Annotated in this window: 22 protein-coding genes; 4 read left to right on the top strand and 18 right to left on the bottom strand. The window is 59.4% G+C overall.

Annotation, left to right across the window (positions count from 1 at the left end; translation table 11 throughout):
- Nucleotides 1-5: 5 nt before the first annotated feature.
- The 9 genes from hisS to AC1DZ5_RS17160 all read right to left on the bottom strand — a co-directional run bounded on the left by hisS (nucleotide 6) and on the right by AC1DZ5_RS17160 (nucleotide 9246).
- Entirely contained in the window at nucleotides 6-1331 is a 1326-nt protein-coding gene (hisS, locus tag AC1DZ5_RS17200) for a histidine--tRNA ligase (protein ID WP_477891250.1), read from the bottom strand.
- Between the two features lie 11 nt (nucleotides 1332-1342).
- Nucleotides 1343-2611, bottom strand: coding sequence for a flavodoxin-dependent (E)-4-hydroxy-3-methylbut-2-enyl-diphosphate synthase (gene ispG, locus AC1DZ5_RS17195; RefSeq protein WP_477891248.1), 1269 nt, complete (start codon nucleotides 2609-2611; stop codon nucleotides 1343-1345).
- Nucleotides 2611-3546: a helix-turn-helix domain-containing protein gene (locus tag AC1DZ5_RS17190; RefSeq protein ID WP_477891246.1), complete on the bottom strand. Its 936-nt coding sequence runs from the start codon at nucleotides 3544-3546 to the stop codon at nucleotides 2611-2613. The genes ispG and AC1DZ5_RS17190 overlap by 1 nt, the downstream gene beginning before the upstream one ends.
- The gene (pilW, locus tag AC1DZ5_RS17185; RefSeq protein ID WP_477891244.1) at nucleotides 3539-4366 is read right to left on the bottom strand and encodes a type IV pilus biogenesis/stability protein PilW; all 828 of its coding nucleotides are present in this window, start codon (nucleotides 4364-4366) and stop codon (nucleotides 3539-3541) included. The genes AC1DZ5_RS17190 and pilW overlap by 8 nt, the downstream gene beginning before the upstream one ends.
- A complete protein-coding gene (gene rlmN / locus AC1DZ5_RS17180) occupies nucleotides 4359-5519 on the bottom strand; it encodes a dual-specificity RNA methyltransferase RlmN (RefSeq protein ID WP_310339570.1) in 1161 nt (386 codons plus the stop codon). Before rlmN ends, pilW begins: the two co-directional genes overlap by 8 nt.
- 8 nt (nucleotides 5520-5527) lie before the next feature.
- Nucleotides 5528-5953 carry a nucleoside-diphosphate kinase gene (gene ndk / locus AC1DZ5_RS17175; RefSeq protein WP_310339571.1) on the bottom strand — a complete coding sequence of 142 codons (426 nt, stop codon included), beginning with the start codon at nucleotides 5951-5953 and terminating at the stop codon, nucleotides 5528-5530.
- A gap of 71 nt (nucleotides 5954-6024) precedes the next feature.
- Nucleotides 6025-7308, bottom strand: a complete 1284-nt coding sequence (locus AC1DZ5_RS17170; protein WP_477891241.1) for a pseudouridine synthase — start codon at nucleotides 7306-7308, stop codon at nucleotides 6025-6027.
- Nucleotides 7309-7321: 13 nt separating this feature from the next.
- On the bottom strand, nucleotides 7322-7981 hold the full coding sequence (gene scpB / locus AC1DZ5_RS17165) for an SMC-Scp complex subunit ScpB (RefSeq protein ID WP_477891239.1): 660 nt from the start codon (nucleotides 7979-7981) through the stop codon (nucleotides 7322-7324).
- Nucleotides 7982-8100: 119 nt separating this feature from the next.
- Entirely contained in the window at nucleotides 8101-9246 is a 1146-nt protein-coding gene (locus tag AC1DZ5_RS17160) for an RluA family pseudouridine synthase (protein WP_477891237.1), read from the bottom strand.
- Between AC1DZ5_RS17160 and AC1DZ5_RS17155 the strand changes: the two genes are divergently transcribed.
- Nucleotides 9143-9949: an outer membrane protein assembly factor BamD gene (locus AC1DZ5_RS17155; protein ID WP_477891235.1), complete on the top strand. Its 807-nt coding sequence runs from the start codon at nucleotides 9143-9145 to the stop codon at nucleotides 9947-9949. The two genes, AC1DZ5_RS17160 and AC1DZ5_RS17155, sit on opposite strands and share 104 nt — an antisense overlap.
- On the opposite strand, the gene AC1DZ5_RS17150 is transcribed toward AC1DZ5_RS17155, so the two are convergent.
- Together AC1DZ5_RS17150 and AC1DZ5_RS17145 are read right to left on the bottom strand one after the other, a co-directional pair.
- On the bottom strand, nucleotides 9918-11921 hold the full coding sequence (locus AC1DZ5_RS17150; protein WP_477891234.1) for an ATP-dependent DNA helicase: 2004 nt from the start codon (nucleotides 11919-11921) through the stop codon (nucleotides 9918-9920). The genes AC1DZ5_RS17155 and AC1DZ5_RS17150 overlap by 32 nt on opposite strands.
- A gap of 3 nt (nucleotides 11922-11924) precedes the next feature.
- Nucleotides 11925-12128 carry a YdcH family protein gene (locus AC1DZ5_RS17145; RefSeq protein ID WP_477891232.1) on the bottom strand — a complete coding sequence of 68 codons (204 nt, stop codon included), beginning with the start codon at nucleotides 12126-12128 and terminating at the stop codon, nucleotides 11925-11927.
- A 111-nt stretch (nucleotides 12129-12239) separates the two neighbouring features.
- Here AC1DZ5_RS17145 and AC1DZ5_RS17140 point away from each other — a divergent pair, with 111 nt between their 5' ends.
- Nucleotides 12240-13001 (top strand): PP2C family protein-serine/threonine phosphatase, encoded by a 762-nt coding sequence (locus tag AC1DZ5_RS17140; RefSeq protein WP_477891230.1) that lies wholly within the window; start codon nucleotides 12240-12242, stop codon nucleotides 12999-13001.
- Nucleotides 13002-13014: 13 nt separating this feature from the next.
- Here the strand turns inward: AC1DZ5_RS17140 and AC1DZ5_RS17135 are convergent, their stop codons facing one another.
- The 6 genes from AC1DZ5_RS17135 to AC1DZ5_RS17110 form a co-directional block, all read right to left on the bottom strand.
- Nucleotides 13015-13599 (bottom strand): hypothetical protein, encoded by a 585-nt coding sequence (locus AC1DZ5_RS17135; protein ID WP_477891228.1) that lies wholly within the window; start codon nucleotides 13597-13599, stop codon nucleotides 13015-13017.
- Complete coding sequence (gene zapE, locus AC1DZ5_RS17130) at nucleotides 13596-14693, bottom strand: cell division protein ZapE (protein WP_477891226.1); 1098 nt, start codon at nucleotides 14691-14693, stop codon at nucleotides 13596-13598. The genes AC1DZ5_RS17135 and zapE overlap by 4 nt, the downstream gene beginning before the upstream one ends.
- Nucleotides 14694-14772: 79 nt before the next feature.
- Complete coding sequence (gene lpdA / locus AC1DZ5_RS17125; protein ID WP_477891224.1) at nucleotides 14773-16200, bottom strand: dihydrolipoyl dehydrogenase; 1428 nt, start codon at nucleotides 16198-16200, stop codon at nucleotides 14773-14775.
- A gap of 10 nt (nucleotides 16201-16210) precedes the next feature.
- On the bottom strand, nucleotides 16211-16567 hold the full coding sequence (locus AC1DZ5_RS17120) for a 5-carboxymethyl-2-hydroxymuconate Delta-isomerase (RefSeq protein ID WP_477891222.1): 357 nt from the start codon (nucleotides 16565-16567) through the stop codon (nucleotides 16211-16213).
- A gap of 95 nt (nucleotides 16568-16662) precedes the next feature.
- Nucleotides 16663-17916: a 2-oxoglutarate dehydrogenase complex dihydrolipoyllysine-residue succinyltransferase gene (gene odhB, locus AC1DZ5_RS17115; RefSeq protein WP_477891220.1), complete on the bottom strand. Its 1254-nt coding sequence runs from the start codon at nucleotides 17914-17916 to the stop codon at nucleotides 16663-16665.
- Between the two features lie 45 nt (nucleotides 17917-17961).
- Nucleotides 17962-20856: a 2-oxoglutarate dehydrogenase E1 component gene (locus AC1DZ5_RS17110; protein WP_477891218.1), complete on the bottom strand. Its 2895-nt coding sequence runs from the start codon at nucleotides 20854-20856 to the stop codon at nucleotides 17962-17964.
- Nucleotides 20857-21165: 309 nt separating this feature from the next.
- Between AC1DZ5_RS17110 and AC1DZ5_RS17105 the strand changes: the two genes are divergently transcribed.
- Together AC1DZ5_RS17105 and AC1DZ5_RS17100 are read left to right on the top strand one after the other, a co-directional pair.
- Nucleotides 21166-22443, top strand: a complete 1278-nt coding sequence (locus tag AC1DZ5_RS17105) for a tetratricopeptide repeat protein (RefSeq protein WP_477891216.1) — start codon at nucleotides 21166-21168, stop codon at nucleotides 22441-22443.
- Nucleotides 22444-22458: 15 nt separating this feature from the next.
- The gene (locus AC1DZ5_RS17100) at nucleotides 22459-23808 is read left to right on the top strand and encodes a FecR family protein (RefSeq protein ID WP_477891214.1); all 1350 of its coding nucleotides are present in this window, start codon (nucleotides 22459-22461) and stop codon (nucleotides 23806-23808) included.
- 6 nt (nucleotides 23809-23814) lie between these two features.
- On the opposite strand, the gene AC1DZ5_RS17095 is transcribed toward AC1DZ5_RS17100, so the two are convergent.
- Entirely contained in the window at nucleotides 23815-25710 is a 1896-nt protein-coding gene (locus AC1DZ5_RS17095) for a propionate--CoA ligase (protein ID WP_477891212.1), read from the bottom strand.
- Nucleotides 25711-25804: the final 94 nt, after the last annotated feature.

The raw sequence follows: 25804 nt of genomic DNA, 5'->3' as shown, positions 1-25804 counted from the left end.
CTCAATTAAGCGGGGGATTGTAGGCTCTTGGCCCATTGTTCAATTTGCTCCAGCGGCTGGGCGACCTGCGTTTGGCTTGCCTCCCGCAGGGGCTTGATGGTCACCTGGCCTTGACGCATTTCATCGGAACCAAACACCAAAGCGAAGCGGGCGCCAGAGGCATCCGCGCGCTTGAACTGCGATTTGAAACTGGCCATGCCCTCTGGGCCCGAAGTGTGCATTTGCACCGATACTCCCAGCGACCGTAGCGCCTGCAGGTGACGCATGACCTGCGGAAGGTCAGTAGCTTCGGAAATGATGGCATACGCATCCGGCACGCATGTAGATACGGCAGAGCCCTGTTCTTTCAGCAATTCGAGCACGCGCTCAATGCCCAGGGCCCAGCCCACGGCCGGCGCTGCCTTGCCGCCAATCTGGACGATTAGATCGTCGTAGCGGCCACCAGCACACACCGTGCCCTGAGAGCCCAAGCGGTCAGTAACGAATTCAAAGACCGTCAAGTTGTAGTAGTCAAGGCCCCGCACTAGGCGCGGGTTGATGGTGTAAGTGACATCGTTCGCATCGAGGATAGCCTTCAGACCTTCAAAATGCGCCAGCGACTCAGCGCCGAGAAAATCCAGCAAGCGCGGTGCCGCCGCGACCATCTCCTGCATGGCGGGGTTCTTAGTGTCAAGGATGCGCAACGGGTTGCTGTGCAGCCGACGCCTAGCATCTTCATCCAGAATGTCGGCATGCTTCTCAAAATATGCAATGAGTTGTGCCCGATGTTGTGCCCGCTCTGCGGGTTGGCCCAAACTATTGAGTTCCAGCCGCACGTCGGTCAGACCGATAGCCTTCCATAGCGAAATGGCCAGCAAGATCACCTCTGCATCGGTGTCCGGGCCGGCAAAGCCCAGGGCTTCGACACCTACCTGGTGGAACTGGCGATAGCGCCCGCGTTGCGGCTTTTCGCGGCGAAACATTGGCCCCATGTAAAACAGACGCTTGCCGCCGTCGTAGAGCAAGTTACTCTCGATCACGGCACGCACCACAGCCGCAGTTCCTTCGGGACGCATGCTCAGGTGCTCGGCCTGTCCGTGCTTGTCGGAGCGGTCTTCAAAGGAATACATCTCCTTCTCGACAATGTCCGTTACTTCACCAATGCCACGCACAAAAAGCGCAGTCTGCTCAAGGATAGGGGTGCGAATATTGCGGTAGGCATAACGCGACATCAATTCGCGCACCGTGGCCTCAAGCGCTTCCCAACGCGCAGAATCCGGAGGCAGAATGTCATTCATCCCCTTCACACCAACGAGTTTCTCCACCTTGCGTGGAGCGATCTTGTCAACCATAAGTTTTTGAATCAGGAATTGGATTCTGCGGACGCAAAACGCCGCTGAATGTAATCTTCAACCACCGCTTGAAATTCGGTGGCAATCGCATCGCCGCGCAAGGTCATACGTTTTGCGCCATCAATGTACACAGGAGCAGATGGCGCTTCACCCGTACCGGGCAGGCTGATGCCAATGTCCGCATGCTTGCTCTCGCCAGGTCCATTGACAATGCAGCCCATGACGGCCACCTTCAAGTGTTCAACGCCCGGGTAGGCGGAACGCCAGATTGGCATCTTCTCCCGCAAAAAATCATCAATCTGCTTGGTCAACTCTTGAAACGTCGTGCTGGTAGTGCGGCCACATCCAGGGCAGGCAGTCACACTGGGAACGAACGTGCGCAGCCCCAAAGCCTGGATGATTTCCGAGGCGATAACGACCTCCTGGGTACGGGCTTCGCCAGGCGCAGGCGTCAGAGAAACACGAATAGTGTCGCCAATGCCCTCCTGCAGCAACACAGACAGTGCCGCAGCTGAGGCCACGGTGCCTTTTGTTCCCATTCCTGCTTCAGTCAAACCCAAATGCAAAGCGTAGCGCGAGCGGCGTCCCAGCTCGCGGTAGACCGCAATCAGATCTTGCACACCACTGACCTTGCACGAAAGCATGATCTGCTCGGGCCGCATGCCCAGCTCCTGCGCGCGCTGCGCAGACTCCAATGCCGACGTGATCAAGGCCTCGTACATCACCTGCTTGGCATCCCATGGAGTTGCACGGGCGGCGTTCTCGTCCATCAAGGACGCCAGCAACTCCTGGTCAAGACTGCCCCAGTTGACGCCAATACGAATAGGTTTATCCCAACGGACCGCGGCTTCGATCATTTGGGAAAATTGCTTGTCCCGCTTATCACCCTTACCTACGTTGCCAGGGTTGATACGGTATTTGGACAGCGCCTGGGCACACTCTGGAAAATCCGTAAGCAGGCGATGTCCGTTGAAGTGAAAATCCCCAATCAGGGGGACATCAATTCCCATGCGATCCAACTGCTCGCGAATATAGGGCACGGCTTGCGCTGCTTCCGGCGTATTGACGGTAATACGAACCAGCTCCGAACCCGCATTGGCCAACTCTTTGACCTGGATCGCTGTACCAATGGCATCCACGGTGTCGGTGTTGGTCATGGACTGGACGCGCACCGGTGCACCACCACCCACCGTAACAACGCGGCTTCCCCAGGTCACTACGGACTGCAAGGAGCGTCGCTGGCTAGGCACTGCCAGCGCAATCGGAGAATTCGCTTCCACTACTTCACCTCAAATCGAGCAACGTTGTCGCGAGCAATGGCAGCCACATTGAAGGCCTTGCCGCGCACTTCTACATCGGTCAGGTCGGCACGACCGACCACCACCGTCAAGGGACTCACGCCCGTGGCCTTGACCACCTCCCCTTGGGCCAGCATTCTGCGCACCTGTACGCTGCCCTTGGCATCGGTAACCTCTACCCACGAAGGCCCCCGCACACGAAATACCACCATGTCTGTCGGTGAGACGACGACCGTCTCTGCCACAGGGGTGGGTGCAACAACTGCCGACACCACAGTAGCAGCCGTTGGGGCTGGTGTCTGCGCGGGAGTACCGGTTTGCACTGCTTCTGCCGCCACAGGCACAGCGGGCGCATTCACTGCGACTGCAGGAGCTGGCATATCAGAAGGTGCAATAGCCTCAGCTTGCGGGTTTTTGACCGGTTCGGCACCAACGGCATCCGACGCAGCAGTCGTTACCTTCTCAATCTGAAACTCAGGAACCATCACGACCACCACGGCGGCCACCAGCAAGGCCACGACCACCAGCGCGGCGGGACGCTTGAGAAAAGACGGCAACGATATGGCACTGGTATCTCCGGATGCCCGAAATGGCGCATTGATGCCCCGCTCCCCCGTATCCAGACGGGGGATACCGTTCTGTGGCAACTTAGCCAACACAGGAGCCGCGTCAATCTTCAGGCTGCGACACACGCTAGAGGCCAAGGCCCGCACAAAGACAGCATCTGGCAAGAGGTCCAGGCGATCTGACTCCAGTGCCTCCAGCTTCTTGACAGGCACTTTCATTGACACGGCCAAGGCCGCGACATGCAAACCCGCAGACTCTCTCGCAGCGCGCAGCATGGCACCTGCGGTCAAGACAGGAGAAACAGTCGGCGCTTGCGCATCTGCAACATCCGCCATAGGTGTATCACTCATCGAATGCTCCGCGCTCCAGCAAGGTTGTCTCTTTGGACTGAGGGAAACGTTTCTTCAACTGCCCGGACAACTGCGACACAGCCTCGCGATTGTCCAAGCGACGCTCGATCTTGATGCCCAGCCACAGCGACTCGGCATTGGCGTAATCACCATTATTGATACGACGGACATAAAACTGCGCACGCACATACTCCCCACGCTGAAACAGCAGCAGTGCCAAGTTGTAGCCCGTAACAGGGCTCGCTGCATCCAGTTCATACGAACGGATCAAGCTGTTCTCTGCCTCACTACGCTGCCCGGCTTTAGCCTGGCAAACGCCCAGCGCCATCCACGATTTCGCACGATCAGTGTAGGTAGGGTCTGCAATTGCATTGCCGAATTGTTTGTATGACTCTGCCATACGGCCCTGCTGGCACAGCAACCAGCCATAGTTGTGCTGCACCGTGCCCGCTTGAGGATTGATCTGCAGCGCCCGCTTAAAGCTCTCTTCAGCCAAGCCCATATCATTGAGCCGCAAGTAGATCAAGCCACGCAGGTTGTGCGCTTCGAAAAGACTCGGATCGGCAGCGATGGACTGCTTCAGCTCATCCAAAGCGATGTTGGTCTGCCCGTTGTTGTAATAACCCGCCGCAAGCTCCAGACGAATACGCGCACGCTTACGAGCCGCGGATTCGTCCGAGTCCGTCACGAGATCGGCATTGCCAGATGGACCGGCGGTGTTCGCGGCACAGCCCACCAATCCAGAAACCACATGCAAAGCCAGCGTGGACCAAAGCAATCCGCGTATGCACTTCCCAACCAGACCAGCAAGCTTAGGCATCCAAATCCCTTTTCGTTTCGACGGAGGCAATCTCCAAAACAGGATGCAGCATAACGGTTCGTTGCTTGGAAATTCGCTTAGCGACATCCGTTCTATCTTTAACGTCACCAGCAAGCTGGCCGCATGCGGCATCAATGTCGTCTCCACGGGTCTTGCGCACCGTGGTTACGATACCCGCGTCGCTAAGGATCTTGGAAAATGTCTGAACGCGTGCGTTAGGAGATCGGGTCAACCCTGAGGCCGGAAAGGGATTAAAAGGAATTAAATTGAACTTGCATGGCAAGGCTTGAGGCTTGCCGGGCTGCACCAAGGCAATCAATTCACGGGCATGTTCAGGCGTGTCATTCACGCCATCCAGCATGCAGTATTCGAAAGTAATGAAGTCACGCGGCGCGAAGGCCAAATAACGCCTGCAAGCGTCCAGCAACTCTGCAATGGGGTACTTCTTGTTCAGCGGAACCAAACTATCACGTAGTGCGTCGTTGGGCGCATGCAAAGACACCGCCAAAGCCACCGGGCACTCCGCGCCTAAACGGTCCATCATCGGAACCACGCCCGAGGTAGACACCGTTACGCGGCGGCGCGACAGGCCATAAGCATGGTCACTGAGCATGGTGCGCAAAGCAGGGACCAGGGCAGAGAAGTTCTGTAGCGGCTCGCCCATGCCCATCATCACGACATTCGAAATGACCCGCTGGGTGACACCCAAATGCTTGCGCAGAAAATGCTCGGCGAACCACAGCTGCGCAACGATCTCCGCTGTCGTGAGGTTGCGACTGAACCCCTGATGGCCCGTAGAACAAAATCGGCATCCCACGGCGCATCCGGCCTGGGATGAAATGCACAAAGTGCCTCGGTCATCCTCGGGAATGAAGACCGCTTCAACGGCATCGCCCTGCCCTACGTCGAACAACCACTTGATCGTGCCGTCAGCGGACATGTGCTGCGTGATCACGGGCAGGGCCCGCATTTCGGCGCAGGTCTTGAGCTTTTCCCGGAGCGACTTGGCCAAGTCACTCATGGTGTCGAAATCAGCCGCCCCTCTTTGGTGAATCCAACGGAACAGCTGGGTGGCCCGGAAACGCTTTTCCCCGAGCCGCTCACAAAAGGCGGCCAAGCCCTCGAGATCAAATTCGAGCAGGTTGGCCGTCATTGCATAACTTAGCGAGAGTAAACGTTCATGCCGGGGAAGAAGAACGACACTTCAACAGCGGCGGTTTCTGCGGCGTCGGAACCGTGCACGGCATTGGCGTCAATGCTGTCCGCGAAGTCAGCACGGATTGTTCCAGCAGCTGCTTTCTTGGGGTCGGTCGCGCCCATCAGGTCACGGTTCTTCAGGATCGCGTTTTCGCCTTCCAGGGCTTGAATCATCACGGGGCCGGAGATCATGAAGTCCACCAGGTCCTTGAAGAAGGGACGTGCCTTGTGCACAGCGTAAAACGCTTCAGCTTCTCCGCGCGACAGGTGCGCCATGCGAGCAGCCACAACCTTCAGGCCAGCTGCTTCAAAGCGTGCATAAATTTGACCGATCACGTTCTTCGCAACTGCGTCGGGCTTGATGATGGAGAGAGTACGTTCGATTGCCATATGAGTTCCTAAAGTTTCTTGCTACAACATTTGCCCGAACAGAGCAAAGCCTGCGATTTTACCATTGCTGTTTAACGATTTCGCCCACCACGACGCTGATTGCCACCGCCTTTGGGGCGACCTGCATCCTGGCGCTGCCGGGAAAAGCTATCGGCACCGATGTAGCCAAACGCGGTCTTCATTGGATCCGGTTGGGATGAGGCGCCTTGGCGATCGGCGGGTTTGTCCTGGCGCAAGCCACTGCGACCCGCATTTTTACCCGCAACAGGGTTGCCAGGCTTTGGAAAGGCTGGGCCGCGGCCCGGAGTATTGCGCCCACGCTGCTTGGGCGGGCGGGCTCCTCCATTGGCGTTACCGCCACGGTTCGATGGCTCGCGGGTTACACCCTCTTCACGCGGGGCCCGCCCTCCTCCGGCTGCTTGCACCAGAGAGCGGATATCTGCATCGTCCAATTCCATCCAGGCACCACGCTTGAGACCGCGCGGCAACACCATGGCGCCATAGCGGATGCGGATCAAACGGCTGACGGCGTGCCCAACTGCTTCCAGCATACGGCGCACTTCCCGGTTTCGACCTTCAGAAATCGTGACGCGGTACCAGCAGTTCGAACCCTCACCACCACCATCTTCAATAGAGCCAAACTGGGCTAAACCATCGTCCAACTGCACACCATTCAGCAGAGCCTGCTTTTCTTCTTTGTTCAAGGCGCCCAGCACACGCACCGCGTACTCGCGCTCCAAGCCAAACCGAGGGTGCATCAGGTTGTTGGCCAACTCGCCAGAACTCGTAAACAACAGCAGCCCCTCGGTATTCAAGTCGAGGCGCCCCACCGACTGCCACTTGCCTTGGTGCAACTTGGGCAAACGGCGAAACACCGTGGGACGGTTTTGGGGATCGTCATGGGTTACTACCTCACCCACAGGCTTGTGGTACGCGATCACACGCGCTGGTGGCGGGTCAATGCGAAAGCGAATGGGCTTACCGTTCACCTTGATGTTGTCACCAAATTGAATGCGCTGGCCAATGTGCGCAGGCTCGTTGTTGACCGAGATGCGCCCCTCCAGAATCAGCTGCTCCATTTCTAAACGGGAACCCATGCCCGACTGGGCCAGTACCTTGTGCAATTTGGGCGTCTCTGCCAAAGGAGCCAGCACGCGCTTGGGCACCGTCAGGTCTTCAATGGCTTCGTCCGCATCGAACTGGCCGGAAATCACATCGTCAAAGCGGTTGACAGGTCCGGATGCAGGTACGTCGCTGGTGCGCGTGGCAGAAGTGGCCAGCGCGGTAGCCTGCTCTGCTGGTGTGGGCACCGTGTGGTCAGATTCCAGCGTCGGTTCGTTTGTTTCTTCGTTCATTCTGCTAACCCAATCATGTTTGTTCCGAGCCCAAGGTGTCCAAAGGCATATTCATCTGCGCCCCCGGCGCATCAGCATCAGAATCTGCCGCCTCCGCTTGCGCCACTGCCGGCTGCTCTTCCAGTGCCGCCGCCAACACGTCCAACGTGTCACCAGGGCTAGTAGGGCTTTCCAGCAGCGGGAGCTGGTCCAGCGATTGCAGTCCCAAGTCATCCAAAAACTGCTTCGTGGTCGCGAACAAAGCTGGTCGTCCTGCGGCCTCGCGATGCCCAATCACCTCCACCCAGCCACGGTCTTCCAGTTGTTTGATCAACAAAGAACTGATCGTGACGCCTCGAATGTCTTCCATATCGCCCCGGGTTACCGGTTGGCGATAGGCAATGATGGCCAACGTTTCCAACGTTGCCCGCGTGTAACGCGGTGGCTTTTCTGGATGCAGCCGGTCCAAGTACTCGCGCATTTCCGGCCGACTCTGGAAGCGCCATCCCGTGGCAACGTTCACCAACTCCACGCCCCGCTCAGCCCAGTCGTTCTTCAGATCTTCCAAAAGCTGCTTGATCGAATCCACGCCAATGGCATCCCCAAACAACTCTCGCATGCTTTTGAGCGGCAAAGGTTGTTGAGCGCACACCAATGCGGTTTCCAGAACCCGCTTTGCATCGACCATGTTCATAGTCAGGGTATTTCGAATATGTCACCAACACAAATGAGCGGCTGCGGTGGGGCCGTCAAGGGCAACTTCAGCGGCGTACTTCGCCGCAGTGCCAGCCCGGGAGCGACTTACCGGGGCTTTCAGTGTCCTCCCGGACCTGCAAGCGCATTGTATCGCAGCCCCCAGTCGCCCAACATTTGCAAGAAGTCTGCGGGTGGTTGGGACTCAAACGCCAAAGGCTCGCCGGACACCGGGTGTGCAAATGCCAGCTTGTAAGCATGTAAGGCCTGCCGCGCCAATGCGCCGGCAGCGCTGCCGCCGTACAGAGTATCGGCAACCAACGGGTGCCCTAAGGACGCCATGTGTACGCGTATCTGATGGGTTCTCCCCGTATGGAGAATACAACGCACCCAGCAGCCCTCGCCCCCGTTGGCAACCCACACGATGTCTGTTTTCGCCGTTTTGCCAGACGTTTGGGCCAGGTCGACCACCGCCATACGCAGGCGATTGCGGGGATCTCGGCCAATAGGCTTGTCCACCGTTTGCCGCGTGGCCCCCACCCAGGCACGGTGCGCCAAGGCCACATACTGGCGGCTCACCTCCCTTGCAGCAATCGCCTTGACCAGTGCATCCATGGCCACGCGCGTGCGGGCCACCACCATCAGGCCACTAGTGTCCTTGTCCAAACGGTGCACGATGCCAGCCCGAGGTACCGAGGCGCAAGCAGGGTCTCGGGCCAGCAGCCCATTGAGCAGGGTTCCGCTCCAATTGCCCGGTGCAGGATGAACCACCAGGCCCGCTGGCTTGTTGATGACCAGCAAATGCGCGTCTTCAAAAACCACGTCCAGCGCCATGGTCTCAGGCCGAAAAGCCTGGCTTTGGGGCGTGGGCCGCAGCTCCACCTCGACCATGTCACCCGCCTTGACGCGCTGTGAGGTCTTGCGCACCGTCTGGGCATTGAGGCGCACCGAGCCATCTTCGATGAGCTGCTGCAAGTAGCTGCGAGAAAATTCATTGGCCGCCAAAGCCAGCGCGCGGTCCAATCGCTCCCCATGTTGGGGGGTGTCGATCACCACACTGCGTGTCTCGGATTCTGCAACCGGCTCCGCCACCTCATCCAAGTCCGGCTCCAGAGAGGGCGTCGATATAATTCCGGCGGTCTGATTCAAGAAGGTCCCCAAGATGCTACGTGTGAAATTATCGGTCGTTTGTGCCCCGCTGTTGACGGCCTTCACATTGCTGTTGGTGGGCTGCTCCAGCACGCCGGTGGACAAAACTGCAGGCATGAGTCCCAACCGCCTGTACGCGGAGGCCAAAGACGAAATGAACTCTTCGCAGTGGGACAAAGCCATACCTCTGCTCGAGAAGCTCGAAGCCCGTGCCGCCGGCACCCCGCTGGCGCAGCAAGCGCAGGTGGACAAGGCTTACGCATATTACAAATCTGCTGAACCCGCGCAAGCCCTGTCCACGCTGGACCGTTTCATCAAGCTCAACCCCGCTAGCCCAGCACTGGACTACGCCATCTACCTCAAGGGGATCATCAATTTCAATGACGATCTCGGCGTTCTGTCTTCCATAACCCGCCAAGATTTGGCCGAGCGCGACCAGAAGGCCGCCAAAGAATCGTACGAAGCGTTCAAGGAACTGGTGACCCGGTTCCCCGACTCCAAGTACACCCCGGATGCACGCCAGCGCATGAACTACATCGTCGGCTCGCTCGCACAGTACGAGGTGTATGTGGCACGTTACTACTACAAACGCGGGGCCTATTTGGCCGCCATCAACCGGGCGCAAATCGCCGTAACAGACTACCGCGACGTGCCCGCAGTGGAAGAAGCCTTGTTCATTCTCTACAAGTCCTACGACGCACTGGGCATGGAGCAGCTGCGCGACGACACCAAACGGGTCATGGAAAAAACATTCCCTCAGTCGGACTACCTGCTCAAGGGCGGCAAGCCTAATACGGATCCGTGGTGGAAGATTTGGTAAGGTCGTGCAGGGCCTGCTGAAAGGCCTCTGCAGAGTCAAGCCTGCGCATGGGCGGCAGGCTTGCAAGCAACTTGCGGCCATACCCCATCTGGCTGAGCCGCACGTCGCACAACACCAGCACACCGCGATCCGTTTCACGGCGGATCAGCCGCCCCACCCCCTGCTTTAAGGCCACGGCAGCCTGGGGTAGCTGGTAGTGGGCAAAGGCACTCTGCCCCTCCTCTTCCAATGCCTGACAACGGGCCTCGACCAAGGGATCGTCGGGAGGCGCGAAAGGGATTTTGTCTATCACCACCAGTTGCAGTGCCGCGCCCGGTACGTCCACCCCCTCCCAAAAGGAAGCGGACGCTACAAGCACACACCCCGCCGCATCGGACGCGCTGGCAAAGCGGTCAATCAGCTCACGTTTGGAGCCGTCGCCCTGCACCAGCACCTGAATCGGACTAGAGGCCGCCAATCGCTCCCGCAAACGCTGGCCAATGCGGCGCATGGCACGCAAGGTAGTGGTGAGCACCAGGGTCCGCCCGCCCAATATGATGGCTGCCTGCGCCACCAAATCGGCTACCTGATCGCTGTGCTGGGGCTCGGACGGTTTGGGGAAAACATTCGGCACATACAGTGCGGCCTGCTCCAAATAATTGAAGGGGCTGGCCACTTGCAAGACTTGGGCGCCCTCCAAGCCCGTGGACGCCAAAAACCACTGCAATCCGGCTTCATGGCCCAAGGTGGCGGACGTAAAGACCCAGGACTTGCGCCCTTCCTCCATGCTCCCATCCCCCGCGACTTTGGAACGGAGCGCATCGGCAATTTGCAGGGGAGACTCAACCAGGCGCAGCCGCAACCCAGCTTCCAGCCAGCGCACATTGCCGGCCCGAGGCGGAGCCGCAAAATCATCCAACCGCATAAGCAACGCCTGTGTGCGCTCGCGCAAAGCGCCCAAGTCCGGTGACATTTCAGCAACGAGATCAAGCGCTTGCAATACGCGCCTCAACACTGCGGCAACCCGTGCCATGGCCTGCGACCAGGCCTGGGGCTCGATCCCAGCTGGGGTATCTCCCACCCAGCGCAAGCGGGTGGGTATGTCAGCCCGACCGCCGCACAGCAGCTGCCACTCAGCCAACGTGTGCTCCAGATACCCCACCAGCCCCTGCCAGTCGGCCAGTCCGCGGGCATACTGGTTGCCCAACACCACCACATCACGCCCCAGCGACAGCAGTTGCCCCGTGGTGAGCTGTTGGCCCAAAAACTGGACACCGATTTCATTGAGTTGATGGGCTTCGTCAAAGATGACCGCGTCGACAGAAGGCAACAACTCTGCGACGCCCGATTCCTTGACGTTCCAGTCGGCAAAAAACAAATGGTGATTGATGACCACCATGTCGGCGGCCATCGCCTCACGCCGCGCCTGGTACACATGGCAACCCTGGTATTGCGGACAACGTCCACCCTGGCAGTTTTCACGGGTGGAGGTGACCAGCGGAATCACGGGCGACTGTTCATCCACAGAGGCCAACTCGGCCAGGTCACCTGTTCGAGTGCTGAGGGCCCAAAACTCCACTGCAGCGATGGCACACAGGTCATCGGGCGTCTGCAGCGTGCTGCCGTAGCGCGCGACACCCAGTCGATGCAAGCACAGGTAGCTGGCGCGCCCCTTGAGCAGCGCCACCCGAGCTCCGACACCAAGGGCCGCCAGCAGCTTGGGAATGTCCCGGCCGAAAAGCTGGTCTTGCAGGGCCTTGGTCGCGGTGGACACCAGCACACGCGAACCACTCAGCAGCGCTGGCGCGAGGTAGGCGTAGGTCTTGCCAATGCCGGTGCCAGCCTCCACCACCAGCACCCCTCCGGATTCCAACGTCCGAGCTACAGCTTGGGCCATTTCCAGCTGGCCAGCACGCGGAGAAAATTCCTGCACCGCGCGGGCGATGGAACCATCTACCGCAAACGCCTCGACCACCACATCAGACAGGCCCATGCCTCAGGCCGGTTCGTCAGGCTGCAAAGCGTCCTGCAAACGGGTGATCTCATCGCGCAACGCCAAGCGCCTTTTCTTCAGGCGACGCATCATCAGCTCATCCTTTGGCGCATCCAGCAACGCGATGTCAATCAGGGCATCCAAATCGCCATGTTCGATGCGCAGCTCGATCAGGCGTCGCTGCGGGGAGTGGAGATTGGTTTCCAATGGTAAATGGGGATAAGTACGTGGTTAAATGGCGCCGGTTGCTGGCGACTCCGCTCGATAATACGGCCAGATTCTTCATTCTCGGAAAAGCATTGCTGGATAGAACCCACCATGGCCACTGGATACCGTCTTACTGCCTCCACCGGCATTCACAAAGGTGACCGGGATTACCAGCAGGACCAGGTCGCTTTGTTCAAGCATGGCCGCAGCAATGGCTGTCTGCTGGCCATCGTGGCGGACGGCATGGGTGGGCGCAGCGGCGGACGCAAAGCTTCCGATCAGGTGATGATGACCGCCAAACAACTGTTTGAGCGCTACGACCCCGATACCGATGACGCCGCGGCCACGCTGATGCAAATCGTGCAAGAAGCGCACATCGTCATCAAACTCACCGCCATTTCTTCTGAAGAAGAACCGCACAGCACGCTGGCAGCATTTCTGATCAACCCGGGTGGCGACTGCCACTGGGCCCACACCGGGGACTCGCGCGTGTACCAGTACCACGGCAACCGCTTTGTGAAGCGCACCATGGACCATTCCTACGTGCAGGCGCTGGTGAACCGCGGCGAAATCACCGAAGAGCAGGCGGCAGTGCATCCACAGTCCAACATTCTGATGGGCTGCCTGGGCACGGACAGCGACCCTCCGGTGGACTTTCACTTCATTCCCAAGCTGCGGGCGGGCGACGTGCTGATGGCCTGCAGCGACGGCGTGTGGCACTACTTCAACAACGGGGAGCTTGGGTCGGTGCTGTCCACCCTGTCGGCGCGCGAGGCCACTGAATTTCTGATTGAAAAAGCCCGCTCACGCGGCCACGGTGGCGGAGACAACCTCTCCCTTGTGGTGGTGAAGGTCGAGACCCTGCAGGGCTAGGTTCAAGCCACCATCAGGGTGGCGTAGGCAGGGACTGTTGGGGTTTGGTGCTTTCACGCAGCCGCTTCTCGCGGGCGGCCTTGCGTTCTTGGGCCGCTTTTTGTTTGTCCGCAAAAGCCAGTTGGTTTGCCGTCTGCGCACTGGCAGCCAGGCTAGGTTTGGGAGCTGCAGCTGAGCGGTTGCTAACCTGCCCGGCCTGCGCTTGGTGTTGGGCCTGCTTGTCCCGCTGCTGCTGCAGTTTGTCCTGCTCCACATCCCCATTGCCTTGTGTCTCAGCATCACGGGCCAAGCGTTCCCGCGCTTTGTCGTCCAGACGCTGCCGCTGCTCGACGGCACGCTGTGTGCGCTCGGCATTGTTCAACACCGCCTCTTGGCGTGCCAGCGCTTTGTTGCTGGCGCGGCGGCGCGCAGACACGTCTTCTATGCAAGCGGTGACAGCAAAGCGCTTGGCGCACACAGCCTCTTGCGCGGCAAACTCGGTCTGCGCCTGGGCACGTGCCGCGGCAATGGACTGGCGCTGCGCTTCAATGTCATCCTGGGCCAGCGCCGAGCCAGATGCCAACCAACACAGCAACCAAACAACAGCTGCCTTTTTCATGTCAGCCCTGTGTCCACAACGCGTCGCTCGAGCAATAAAAACTCTTTGGACTGCATCTCCGTGAGACGCGAGACCGTGCGTGGGAACTCGTGTGACATGGGCCCTTCGGTGTACAGCGCCTCGGGCGCCACAGCGGCCGACATGATGAGTTTGACGCGCCGGTCGTACAACACATCCACCAGCCAAGTGAAGCGCCGCGCCTCCGACGCCATGCGCACTGGCATATGGGGCACATCGCTCAAGAACACTGTGTGAAAGCGCGAGGCGATTTCCAGGTAGTCATTTTGTGAGCGGGGGCCACCGCACAGGGTTTTGAAATCAAACCAGACAGCGCCACCCGCCATGCGCCGGGCATGGATCTCGCGTGACTCGATGTGCAGTACCGGGTCTTCGTCGTGCTGCTCCGCCAATGCGTTGAAGGTGGCGGTCATGGCCGTATCGGCCTCGGGGCCGTTGGGCGTGTGATAGAGCTGAGCATCCTCCAGCGTACGGCGCCGGTAATCGGTGCCGTTGTCCACGCTCAGCACTTCCAGCTTCGCATTAAGCAAGGCGATTGCCGGCAAGATGCGGTCGCGGTGCAAGCCACCGGGGTACAGGTCATTGGGCTTGAAGTTGGAGGTGGTGACAAAGCCCACGCCGTTGTCAAACAGCGCCGTCAGCAGGCGGTGCAGGATCATCGCGTCAGTGATGTCTGCCACGTGGAACTCGTCAAAGCAGATCAGGCGGTAGCGCTTGGCCATGCGCTTACCCAGCTCGTCCAGCGGGTTCACCGTGCCCTGCAGATCGATCAGCTCACGGTGCACCTCACGCATGAACTCGTGGAAGTGCAGGCGCGTTTTGCGCCTGAGTGGCACAGCGTTGAAGAAGCAATCCATCAGAAAGCTCTTGCCCCGTCCCACACCGCCATACATATACACGCCACGCGGAATCTCGGGGCGGTTGATCAGCTTCTTGAGCGCGTTGGAGCGCTTTTCTTTGTATTGCGCCCACTCGGTGGCGCAGCGCTCCAACGCCTCGACGGCGCGCAACTGGGCCGGGTCGGCTGTGTAGCCGCGCGCGGCCAGCTCGGCTTCGTAGGTTGCTTTGACGCTCAAGACGAACTCCGATTCACTATGAAAACAATAGCTGCTAGCGCACTGTCCACGGGGGCTAGCAGCCTATTTCATTCCTAAATCAGAAGTTCAGGGTGCGCTTGTCCACCGCCAGCGCCGCTTCCTTGGTGGCTTCACTCAAGGAGGGGTGGGCGTGGCAAATGCGCGCGATGTCCTCGGCACTGGCCTTGAATTCCATGGCCACGACAGCCTCGGAAATCAGTTCGGAGGCCTGCGGACCCACGATGTGCACGCCCAGGATTTCGTCAGTCGTGGCATCGGCCAGAAACTTGACGAAACCGGTGGTATCGCCCAGCGCGCGTGCGCGACCGTTCGCCAGGAAGGGGAACTGACCCGCCTTGTAGGCCACGCCATCGGCTTTGAGCTGCTGCTCGGTACGGCCCACCCAAGCAATCTCGGGGCTGGTGTAGATGACCCAGGGCACGGTGTTGAAGTTGACGTGTCCGTGCTGGCCAGCAATGCGCTCAGCCACGGCAACGCCCTCTTCTTCCGCCTTGTGCGCCAGCATGGGGCCGCGCACCACGTCGCCCACCGCCCATACGCCGGGCAGGTTGGTCTTGCAGTCGCCGTCCACCACGATGGCACCGCGCTCGTCCAACGTCAGACCCACCGCTTCGGGGTTCAGCCCGATGGTGTTGGGCACACGGCCGATGGAGATGATGAGCTTGTCCACGTCAAGCGTCTGGGCTTCGCCCTTGGCGTTGGTGTAGGCAACGGAAACACCCTTCTTGCCATTCTTGATCTCGCCGACCTTCACGCCTAGCTCGATCTTCAGGCCCTGCTTGGTGAAGGCCTTGAAAGCTTCCTTGGCCACGCCCTCGTCCACCGCACCCAGGAATGTGGGCAGGCCTTCGAGGATGGTGACTTCAGCACCCAGACGCTTCCACACCGAGCCCATTTCCAGGCCAATGACGCCGGAACCAATCAGGCCCAGTTTCTTGGGCACCGCGCCGATGTTCAGCGCGCCGTCGTTGGACAGCACGTTGACTTCATCGAACGGTGTACCTGGCAAGGCACGGGCGTTGGAGCCGGTGGCGATGATGACCTGCTTGCCGGTAATCACTTCTTCCGCAGCACCAGCCACCTTGATTTCATAGCCGCCTTCAGCAGCCTTGACGAAGGAACCACGGCCATGGAAGAACGCAATCTTGTTCTTCTTGAACAGGTACAGAATGCCGTCGTTGTTCTGCTTCACCACGGTGTTCTTGCGCGCCAGCATCTTGGCCACATCCATGCTCACGCCGGTGGCCGTGATGCCGTGCTCGGCAAAGTGGTGGTTGGCGTGGTTGAAGTGCTCAGACGACTGCAGCAAGGCCTTGGAAGGAATGCAACCCACGTTGGTGCAGGTACCGCCGGGCGCAGGACCGCCCTTGTCGTTCTTCCATTCGTCGATACAAGCCACGTTGAAGCCCAGCTGGGCGGCGCGGATGGCGGCGATGTAGCCACCGGGGCCACCGCCAATGACGATCACGTCAAATTGTTTGCTCATAAATTTCTCTTCATTCAATGTAAATTGCTTTGGAGTAGCTCTCGCGACTCATCTCGCGGACATCACAGCTGATTTGCACAGGAAACCCCATTCCGCGCGGCAAGCCGGCCATCAATGCAGCGACCACGGCTTGAGATAGTTGCTGCCGGACAACCTCAGTCCGACCAGTCAACAATTCCAGAGAGGCATGCACAAAGCCTTCCGAAACACCACCTGCTCCAATGCGAAACTGATTGCGCTGCACCACACGGCTCTTGACGTCCGGTCCATCAAAGACACCAGACAGCAATAGCGCCTGATGTGCACCGCCCAGTAAGTCAGCCGAAGCCACATGCGACTCCAGATTGGCACTGATTTCAATTGTCAAATGCGGCATGGTTTAAATGACCAGATCGGGAAGTAAGAAAAGGTGCATCAAGCCCAAATAACTCATGGTCACTATGAACTTGATGCACGCAGCGCTTAGATGTCGAACAACAGACGTGCGGGATCTTCCAGCGCTTCCTTCATGGCCACCAGGCCCAGCACGGCTTCGCGGCCATCGATGATGCGGTGGTCGTAGGACATGGCGAAGTAGTTCATGGGGCGAACCACCACGACACCGTTTTCCACCATGGCGCGATCCTTGGTGGCGTGCACGCCCAGGATGGCAGACTGAGGCGGGTTGATGATGGGGGTGGACATCATGGAGCCGAAGGTGCCACCGTTGGAGATGGAGAAGGTGCCACCGGTCATGTCTTCAATGCCCAGCTTGCCGTCCTTGGCCTTTTGGCCGTACTCGGCGATCTTCTTCTCGATGTCGGCAAAGCTCATCTGGTCGGCGTTGCGCAAAATGGGCACCACCAAACCACGGGGCGAACCGACTGCGATACCAATGTCAAAGTAGCCGTGGTAGACGATGTCGTTGCCGTCCACCGACGCGTTCAGCACCGGGAACTTCTTCAGTGCGTGCACAGCCGCCTTGACGAAGAAGCTCATGAAGCCCAGCTTCACGCCGTGTTCCTTCTCAAAGCGCTCTTGCATGCGCTTGCGCATCTCCATGACCGGGGCCATGTTGATTTCGTTGAAGGTGGTCAGGATGGCGTTGCTGCTTTGCGATTGCAGCAGGCGCTCGGCCACGCGGGCGCGCAGACGGCTCATGGGCACACGCTGCTCAGGGCGGTCACCCTGGTTCACGCTGGGAGATGCCACTTGGGGCAAAGAAGCGGTGCGAACCCCCGTGGGAATTGTGGCAGCAGCTACAACTTTAGGAGCAGCCGCAGCGGCTAACACATCACCCTTGGTGATGCGGCCGTCTTTGCCCGTGCCGTCCACGCTGGAAGCAGCGATGCCATTGTCGGCCAACAGCTTGGCCGCAGCAGGCATGGCCACACCGGCCTTGGAGTTGCTGGCAGGTGCGCCAGCAGCTGCAGGTGCAGCGGCTGGAGAAGCCGCCACTGGGGCTGCTGCTGCTGGAGCCGCGGCGCCAGCCACAGCGGCCGTGTCGATGCGGGCGATCAGCTGTTCGGCCACCACGGTGCCTCCATCGGCCACCAAAATTTCGACGATCACGCCAGAGGACGGTGCAGGTACTTCCAGCACCACCTTGTCGGTTTCGATGTCGATCAGGATTTCGTCCGCGGTGACGGCATCACCCACTTTTTTCTTCCATGCCAGCATGGTGGCTTCGGCCACAGATTCAGAGAGCTGCGGTACTTTGACTTCTACGATTGCCATATCAATTCTTTCCGTATGTGTTCGAGTGAGGGGGCTGCTGACGGCTTACTTTGTCAGCACAAAGCCCTTGAGCTTGGCGAATGCGCCTTCCACCAGCGCTTTTTGTTGCTCTTGGTGGAGGTGGGAATAGCCCACCGCAGGCGACGCAGACGCGGCGCGTCCGGAGTAGCCCAGCTTCTGGCCTTCGAGCATGTTTTCGTGGATGTAGTGCTGCACGAAGAACCAGGCGCCCTGGTTCTGTGGCTCGTCCTGGCACCACACAACGTCGGTGGCGTTGGGGTACTTCTTCAGCTCGGCCGCAAACACCTTGTGCGGGAAGGGATACAGCTGCTCCACGCGGATGATGGCCACGTCGTCGTAGCCCTTCTCTTCGCGCTTCTTCACCAGGTCGTAATACACCTTGCCGGAGCAGGCGATCACGCGCTTGACCTTGTCGCCCTTGAGCTCTTTGCTCTCGGGGATCACGGTCTGGAAAGCACCCTTGGTGAACTCGGTCAACGGCGAGGTGGCGTCCTTGTTGCGCAGCAGGCTCTTGGGCGTCATGATGATCAGAGGCTTGCGCAGGTTGCGCACCATCTGGCGACGCAGCACGTGGAAGATCTGGCTGGCCGTGGTGGGCTGGACGATCTGCATGTTGGTGTCGGCCGCCAACTGCATGAAGCGCTCCAGGCGTGCCGAGCTGTGCTCGGGGCCTTGGCCTTCGTAGCCGTGTGGCAGCATCAGCGTGATGCCGTTCACACGGCCCCACTTCACTTCGCCGGAGGCGATGAACTGGTCGATCACCACCTGGGCACCGTTGGCAAAGTCGCCGAACTGGGCTTCCCAGATCACCAGCGTGTTGGGGTCGTTGGACGCATAACCGTATTCAAAGCCCAACACCGCTTCTTCGGACAGGATGGAGTCAATGACGACAAACGGGGCTTGGTTGTCGGCCACGTTTTGCAAAGGCACATAGGTGCCTGCATCCCACTTCTCGCGGTTCTGGTCGTGAATCACAGCGTGGCGGTGGGTAAAGGTGCCACGTCCGCTGTCTTCGCCCGACAAACGCACGGGGTAACCGCTGGCCACCAAAGAGGCAAACGCCATGTGCTCGCCCATGCCCCAATCCACATTCACTTCACCGCGCCCCATGGCGGCACGGTCGTCATACACCTTCTTCACCAGCTGGTGCGGTGTCACTCCGGCGGGAATGGTGGTCAGCTTTTCAGACAGGCGCTTCCACTCAGTTAGGGGGATGGCGGTGTCACCCGCATCGGTCCATTTTTTGCCCAGGAAGGGCGACCAGTCCACCGAGTACTTGCTCTTGAAGTTGGTCAATACCGGGTCCACCGTGTGCTTGCCAGCGTCCATGGCGGCGCGGTACTCCTTGACCATGGCATCGCCCAACTCCGCACCCAAACCTTGGGCAGCCAGCTTGTCGGCGTACAGCTTGCGGGTACCCGGATGGGTGCCGACCTTTTTGTACATCAGCGGCTGGGTCAGCGACGGTGTGTCTTGCTCGTTGTGGCCGAGCTTGCGGAAGCAAGTGATGTCCAACACCACGTCCTGGCCGAACTCCATACGGAATTCCAGCGCCAACTGAGTGGCCAACACCACGGCTTCAGGATCATCTCCGTTCACGTGCAACACGGGAGACTCGACCATCTTCACGATATCCGTGCAGAAAGCGCTGGAGCGCATATCGCGCGGGTCCGAGGTGGTGAAACCGATCTGGTTGTTGATGATCAGGTGGACCGTGCCACCAGTGGTGTAACCACGGGTCTGGGCCAGTGCAAGGGTTTCCTGGTTCACGCCCTGGCCGCCGAACGCAGCATCACCGTGCACCAGCACGGGCAGCACCTGCATGCCTCGGGGGTCACCACGGCGATCCATACGCGCACGCACCGAGCCTTCCACCACGGGGTTCACGATCTCCAGATGGGATGGGTTGAACGCCAACGAGAGGTGCACCGGACCGCCAGGAGTGGACACGTCGGAGCTGAAGCCCTGGTGGTACTTCACGTCACCAGCAGGCAGTTCTTCGGGCGCAGTGTGGTCGAACTCGGCGAACAGGTCCGCAGGCATCTTGCCCAGGGTGTTCACCAGCACGTTCAGGCGGCCGCGGTGGGCCATGCCGATCACGATTTCCTGCACTCCCTTGGCACCGGCTTGCTGGATCAGCTCGTCCATGGCAGCAATGAAGCTCTCGCCCCCTTCGAGGGAGAAACGCTTCTGGCCGACATATTTGGTGTGAAGAAAACGCTCCAGGCCTTCGGCCGCGGTCAGGCGCTCCAGAATGTGTTTTTTCTTTTCGGCATTGAACTGGGGCTTGCTGCGGCTGGCTTCCAGTTTTTGCTGCCACCAGCGTTTCTGGTTCTGGTCGGTGGTGTACATGTACTCCACGCCAATGGTGCCGCAGTAGGTTTCGCGCAATGCGTTCATGAGCTCACGCAAGCTCATGGATTCTTTGCCGAAGAAGGTGTTGCTAATGTTGAAGACCGTTTCCTGGTCTGCGTCGTTGAAGCCGTAGAACGTCGGCTCTAGCTCTGGGATTTTGTCGCGCTCGGTACGCTTGAGCGGATCGAGGTCAGCCCATCGGGCGCCCACGTTGCGGTAGGCGGCAATCAACTGCTGCACAGCGGTGCGCTTGCGCCCCATCTCGGAGTCTGCACCCGTGGCCATTACCACATGCTTTACGCCTTTTTTGGCCAGATCAACGAAGGCGTTGATCACGGGCATATGAGCTACGTCTTTGGATGTAGTGCCATCGGCTGCGGGAACGTTTTGCAACGCGTCAAAGTAATCGCGCCAGGTGTCGGGAACGCTGCCGGGGTTGGCCAAGTAGTTCTCGTACATCTCTTCGACATACGGAGCATTGCCACCGAACAGGTAGGTGTTGTTTTGGTAGGTTTGGTACACGGACGAAGCCGTGCTCGCACCATTGGAGCTTGAATCACTCATATTTCGCTGACCTCCGTTCCCCTTCAGGGAACATTAGCTGGTTAAAGCTAGTTAATTAACCTTCCGCGACACGGCTGAACCGATTGGCGGATGCGACTGTGGCATGGGAAGGGCCTTCATTGCAGAGCGAATTGTGCCACCTTATGGGGTGCGCGGCAAAGGGAATTCACCAGACTGGGGCAATGCACACCCAGGCCAGACCACTGCCTACCTAGGGGAAATTGTGCTTTTATTGCAATAGTGCATGGCATAAAATTCGCTTCATGCCTGTGTGCTTAGGCCTCTCCATTTCGCCAGAAAGCCCTTTCCATGCGTTTACGTTTTCTTTCCTGTCTGGCTCTTGGCAGCGCATTGCTCGTCGGCACAGCCCATGCTGAATGGGACGATACGCTGAAGCAGGCCTTGTCGTTGGCCGAATCAGGTGCGGCGCAAAAGGCCTTTGAGATGCTGGAGCCCCAGGAAATGCAGCGCTCCGGCGATCCCGATTTCGATTTGGTATTGGGCATTGCCGCCAACCAGGCAGGGCATTACACGCGCGCCATCTTTGCGCTGGAACGGGTCTTGATGGTTACCCCCAACAACGCCCGGGCGCGGGCCGAGCTCGGACATGCGTTGTATGCCGTGGGCGACAACGCGGGTGCCAAAACCATGCTGGGCCAAGCCAAGGAGCAAGGCATTCCCACCGAGGCAGCCCGCACCATCGACCAGTTGCTCCAAACCATCGAGCGTATCGAGGCGGAAGCCAAGACCACGACCCGGGGCTACCTTGAAGCCACAGCGGGGTTCGACAACAATGTCAATAGCGCCCCGGATAGCAAGACCTTTGGCCTGAAACCGGTGTCCAGCCAGTTTGGTGGCATGGGGCTGGGCATCTCCGGGCGCACCGCCATTGCGCCGCGCTGGTCTGCAATCGGTAGCCTGAACGCGAGTTTTCGCGCGCACGAGCCAAATGCATTGGCCTATGACAACACCCAGATCGACGCCAGTGCAGGTGCCGCCTACCTGGTAGACCGCAATGAATACACCGTGGCCCTGCAATTGGGCAACAGCACCATTGCGAGCGTATCGGCCCGCAGCAGTTGGAGCATCACTGGCGAGTGGACACATCGCTTTGATGGGTTTCGCCAGTTCAATGCCTATGCACAACTGGGCCAGCTCCGCTACCCGCAGCAAACCCGCAATGTGGACCGCTACACCGTGGGTGCGTCTTACGGACAACAGTTCAAAAGCGGACTGTCCGCCTACGGCAGCGGCTACATCGGACAAGAAATCACCATGGAACCGGGGGTAGGCCATTTGGGGCAACAGTTCATCGGTGCACGCGCGGGCCTGCAGCAACCGTTTTCAGCAGCATTGGCTGGCTTTGCCACCGTGAGCCTGGAAGACCGCGGCTACAACGGGCCGGACCCTTTCTTTGGCAGCGTGCGCCACGACCAGCAATGGGGGCTGACCTTGGGAACCATCTGGGTGCCAGCCAAGGCTTGGCGCGTGACCTCGCAATGGGCCTACCTGCAAAACGTGTCCAACCTCAGCACATCCACCTTTGAAAAACAGACGCTTTCAATCACCGCACGTCGCGAATTTTGATAGCAGGAGCACACCATGCGCACATATCTCTTCTCTTGCCGCGCTGCTCTAGCAGTGGGTTTGCTTGCCGCATCCCCCTGGAGCTGGGCAGTGGACGCTGGCACGGCCAACTTTGTGTTTGGCGACGTATCGGTACGCTCCACCAACGGAAACAATGTGCCGCTGAAGAAAGGCGGCTCCGTTCAGAGTGGCGACGACATCGTGACCAGCACGGGCGCGCAGGCACAGATCCGCTTCAGCGACGGCGGCATGGTCGCAATCCAACCCAATTCGCAGTTCAAACTGGCCAGCTATGCCGACAACAAAGACACAAAAACAGACAGCTTTCTGGTCGAATTGGCCAAGGGCGGCATGCGCGCCATCACCGGCCTAATCGGCAAGCGCAATCATGACAACTACAAAGTCATTACCAATACCGCGACCATCGGCATCCGTGGGTCCTCGTTCCTGATTTCCTACAACACCGACGGCTCCGTTGCCGTGAACGCAGAGCAAGACGCCATCGTGGTTTGCACCAACACCGGCTGTGCTGGCCTGACCGCTGGAGAAACCGTGGTAGTCAAGGACAAGAACCAAGACCCGGCGCGCACCACCCAGCGCACCTCGTCCGAAGGCAGTGTGCCTCCTCCGCCACAGAGTCAGACCGTGGCGGGCAACAAGGTGTACATCATCAACGACCTGCAGGCCGAATTCAAGGGTATCGACAGTGCACTCAATACCACCGGCTATTCCACGGTGAACGCCGATGGAAAAGCCTCCGCAGTCGTGATCGACACACCCCTGGTCTCCTTTTTGGACTCGGATGGGTCCAAGCAATTGCTCAAGGCAAACAATGTGTCCAGCTTCAATGCATCTGGGGATCCGTTTGCCGCAGACTACATCGGCTGGGGCTACTGGGCGACGGCCACCAAGGGCCCGCTGTCAGGCACGACCGCCGCACTGCAGGATGTGCACTACATCGTGGGCCGCCCGACGCCCACGCTGCAGATGCCCACAGTAGGCACCTTTGAATACAACATGATTGGCGGAACCGCGCCAACGGCTACTAACACCTCCACAGGTGCAACTCTGGTCGGGCAATTGGTTAGTGCCAGCATGACAGTGGACTTTGGTTCTTCGTATGTGCAGAGTGTCAGCGCTACTACACGCTTCGCAGGCAACGACTACACCGCCAGCGCCAGCGGCTCCTTGAGCGGAGCCCGCTTCAACGCATCCGTGACCGACTCCAACTTCAAGGGCATATTCTCCGGCGCCGGTGCGGCCAAGGCTGCTTTTACCTTTCAGCAAAACAGCACGGCCGTGGGCACGATCACGGGTGCGGTGGGTATGACCAAAAGCGCAGAAGTCACCAACAACGCCCAATAGTTCACGTCACGACGAACTCAGATCACGGATCTGCTGCAGGGCCGACGGATCTTCCATGGTGGTGAGATCCCCAGGATCGCGCCCCTCGCACACCGCCTGAATGGCGCGGCGCAGCAGCTTGCCGCTGCGGGTTTTGGGCAATACCGTCACAAAGCGCACCCGCGCCGGGCGGCCCACAGCGCCAATCGAATGGTCCACCACCTTCATGATTTCGCCTTCAAGCTTTAGCTTGGCCGCGTCGTCAATCAGCGAACTGGCGTCTTTGGCCACAACAAATGCCATGGCCACCTGGCCCTTGAGCACGTCGGCCACGCCGACCACGGCCACCTCCGACACGTTGGGGTGGCTGGAAATGCTTTCCTCAATTTCCCGCGTTCCCAGGCGGTGGCCCGCCACGTTGATCACATCGTCGGTACGGCCTAGGATGAAAAAGTAACCGTCCTTGTCACGCACACCCCAGTCAAAGGTGTTGTAAACCAATTTACCGGGAATGCTGCTCCAGTAGGTTTTGACAAACCGGGCATCGTCTCGCCACACGGTTTGCATGCAGCCCGGCGGCAACGGCCCTTCGATGGCCACCACGCCTTTCTGGTCTGCGCCTAGCAGCTCTTCGCCTGTGTTTTCGTCCAAGAGTTTGACGTTGTAGCCATACATGGCCACGCCGGGGCTGCCAAATTTACTGGGCGCTTGCTCAACGCCATTGGCGATGCTGAGGATGGGCCAACCGGTCTCCGTTTGCCAGTAGTTGTCCACGATGGGCTTGCCCAGCGCCTGGCTGATCCACTGCGCCGTGGGTTCGTCCAGCGGCTCGCCCGCCAAAAATAGGGCGCGCAAGCTGGACAGGTCGTATCGAGACAGCAAGGCGGGGTCTTGTTTTTTGAGCACCCGCACCGCCGTGGGGGCGCTGAACATCACGGTCACCTTGTATTTTTCGACCAGGCTCCACCAGATGCCGCCGTCCGGGCGGGTCGGCAGCCCTTCGTACATGATGGTGGCCATGCCGGCGATCAGGGGGCCGTAGACGATGTAGCTATGACCCACCACCCAGCCAATGTCACTGGTGGAGAAATAGGTTTCGCCCGCCTTGCCGCCATAAATATGCTGCATGCTGGCCGCCAGGGCGACCGCGTAGCCGCCGGTATCGCGCTGCACGCCCTTCGGTTTACCGGTGGTGCCGCTGGTGTACAGCGTGTAGCTAGGGTGCGTGGCATCTACCCACTCGCACGGAACCACCGTTTGCAAGTGATTCTGGCGCACAGCCCCCCACAGATGGTCGCGACCAGCTACTAAATTCATAGCAACCAGTTGCCGATCTACCAACAGTACCGCAGCCGGTTTGTGGGTTGAGGTGGCAATGGCTTCGTCCAGCAGCGGCTTGTAGGCCACCACCTTGCCACCGCGGGAGCCTGCGTCAGCGCTCACCACCACAGTGGGGGTCGCATCTTCAATGCGCGAGGCCAGGGAGCCGGCTGCAAAGCCTCCGAACACCACCGAATGGATAGCACCAATGCGCGCACAGGCCAGCATGGCGAATGCGGCCTCTGCCACCATGGGCATGTAAATCAACACCCGGTCCCCCTTGCTCACGCCCAGCGCACGCAAGGCTGCCGCCATGCACTGCACTTCGGTATGCAGCTGGGCGAAGGTGTACGTCTGCTCGATATTGGTTTCTGTGGAAACGGCGATCAGTGCGGCCTGGTCAGCACGGGTTGGGAGGTGGCGGTCCACCGCGTTGTGGCACAGATTGGTGGTGCCGCCCACAAACCACCGTGCAAAGGGCGGGTTGCTGTAGTCGCAAACCTGCTGCGGCAGCGTTTGCCAATCGATCAGTGCGGCCTGCTCCGCCCAGAAACCGTCGCGGTCGTCGATAGAGCGACGGTAAAAGTCGGCGTAGCCAAGCATGGTGTGTCTCCGGTCGGGTCTATAAAACTGAATTCATAATTATGAACAAGCAACTTGCTACAAGCTGACTTCAGTATTTATCCAAGGAGGCGCC

The sequence above is a fragment of the Rhodoferax sp. P1_F3 genome (assembly GCF_056405715.1).
This window is presented reverse-complemented; position numbering and strand designations above follow the sequence as displayed.

What these genes read in the sequence shown, in the direction of transcription:
- ndk (WP_310339571.1), bottom strand. Translation starts at nt 5,953, where the DNA reads ATGGCAATCGAACGTACTCTCTCCATCATCAAGCCCGACGCAGTTGCG.
- AC1DZ5_RS17150 (WP_477891234.1), bottom strand. Translation starts at nt 11,921, where the DNA reads ATGGGCCTGTCTGATGTGGTGGTCGAGGCGTTTGCGGTAGATGGTTCC.
- AC1DZ5_RS17095 (WP_477891212.1), bottom strand. Translation starts at nt 25,710, where the DNA reads ATGCTTGGCTACGCCGACTTTTACCGTCGCTCTATCGACGACCGCGAC.
- AC1DZ5_RS17140 (WP_477891230.1), top strand. Translation starts at nt 12,240, where the DNA reads ATGGCCACTGGATACCGTCTTACTGCCTCCACCGGCATTCACAAAGGT.
- AC1DZ5_RS17110 (WP_477891218.1), bottom strand. Translation starts at nt 20,856, where the DNA reads ATGAGTGATTCAAGCTCCAATGGTGCGAGCACGGCTTCGTCCGTGTAC.
- odhB (WP_477891220.1), bottom strand. Translation starts at nt 17,916, where the DNA reads ATGGCAATCGTAGAAGTCAAAGTACCGCAGCTCTCTGAATCTGTGGCC.
- AC1DZ5_RS17135 (WP_477891228.1), bottom strand. Translation starts at nt 13,599, where the DNA reads ATGAAAAAGGCAGCTGTTGTTTGGTTGCTGTGTTGGTTGGCATCTGGC.
- rlmN (WP_310339570.1), bottom strand. Translation starts at nt 5,519, where the DNA reads ATGACGGCCAACCTGCTCGAATTTGATCTCGAGGGCTTGGCCGCCTTT.
- AC1DZ5_RS17155 (WP_477891235.1), top strand. Translation starts at nt 9,143, where the DNA reads ATGCTACGTGTGAAATTATCGGTCGTTTGTGCCCCGCTGTTGACGGCC.
- AC1DZ5_RS17190 (WP_477891246.1), bottom strand. Translation starts at nt 3,546, where the DNA reads ATGAGTGATACACCTATGGCGGATGTTGCAGATGCGCAAGCGCCGACT.
- hisS (WP_477891250.1), bottom strand. Translation starts at nt 1,331, where the DNA reads ATGGTTGACAAGATCGCTCCACGCAAGGTGGAGAAACTCGTTGGTGTG.
- AC1DZ5_RS17170 (WP_477891241.1), bottom strand. Translation starts at nt 7,308, where the DNA reads ATGAACGAAGAAACAAACGAACCGACGCTGGAATCTGACCACACGGTG.
- lpdA (WP_477891224.1), bottom strand. Translation starts at nt 16,200, where the DNA reads ATGAGCAAACAATTTGACGTGATCGTCATTGGCGGTGGCCCCGGTGGC.
- pilW (WP_477891244.1), bottom strand. Translation starts at nt 4,366, where the DNA reads ATGCCTAAGCTTGCTGGTCTGGTTGGGAAGTGCATACGCGGATTGCTT.
- scpB (WP_477891239.1), bottom strand. Translation starts at nt 7,981, where the DNA reads ATGAACATGGTCGATGCAAAGCGGGTTCTGGAAACCGCATTGGTGTGC.
- AC1DZ5_RS17160 (WP_477891237.1), bottom strand. Translation starts at nt 9,246, where the DNA reads ATGCCTGCAGTTTTGTCCACCGGCGTGCTGGAGCAGCCCACCAACAGC.
- AC1DZ5_RS17100 (WP_477891214.1), top strand. Translation starts at nt 22,459, where the DNA reads ATGCGCACATATCTCTTCTCTTGCCGCGCTGCTCTAGCAGTGGGTTTG.
- AC1DZ5_RS17105 (WP_477891216.1), top strand. Translation starts at nt 21,166, where the DNA reads ATGCGTTTACGTTTTCTTTCCTGTCTGGCTCTTGGCAGCGCATTGCTC.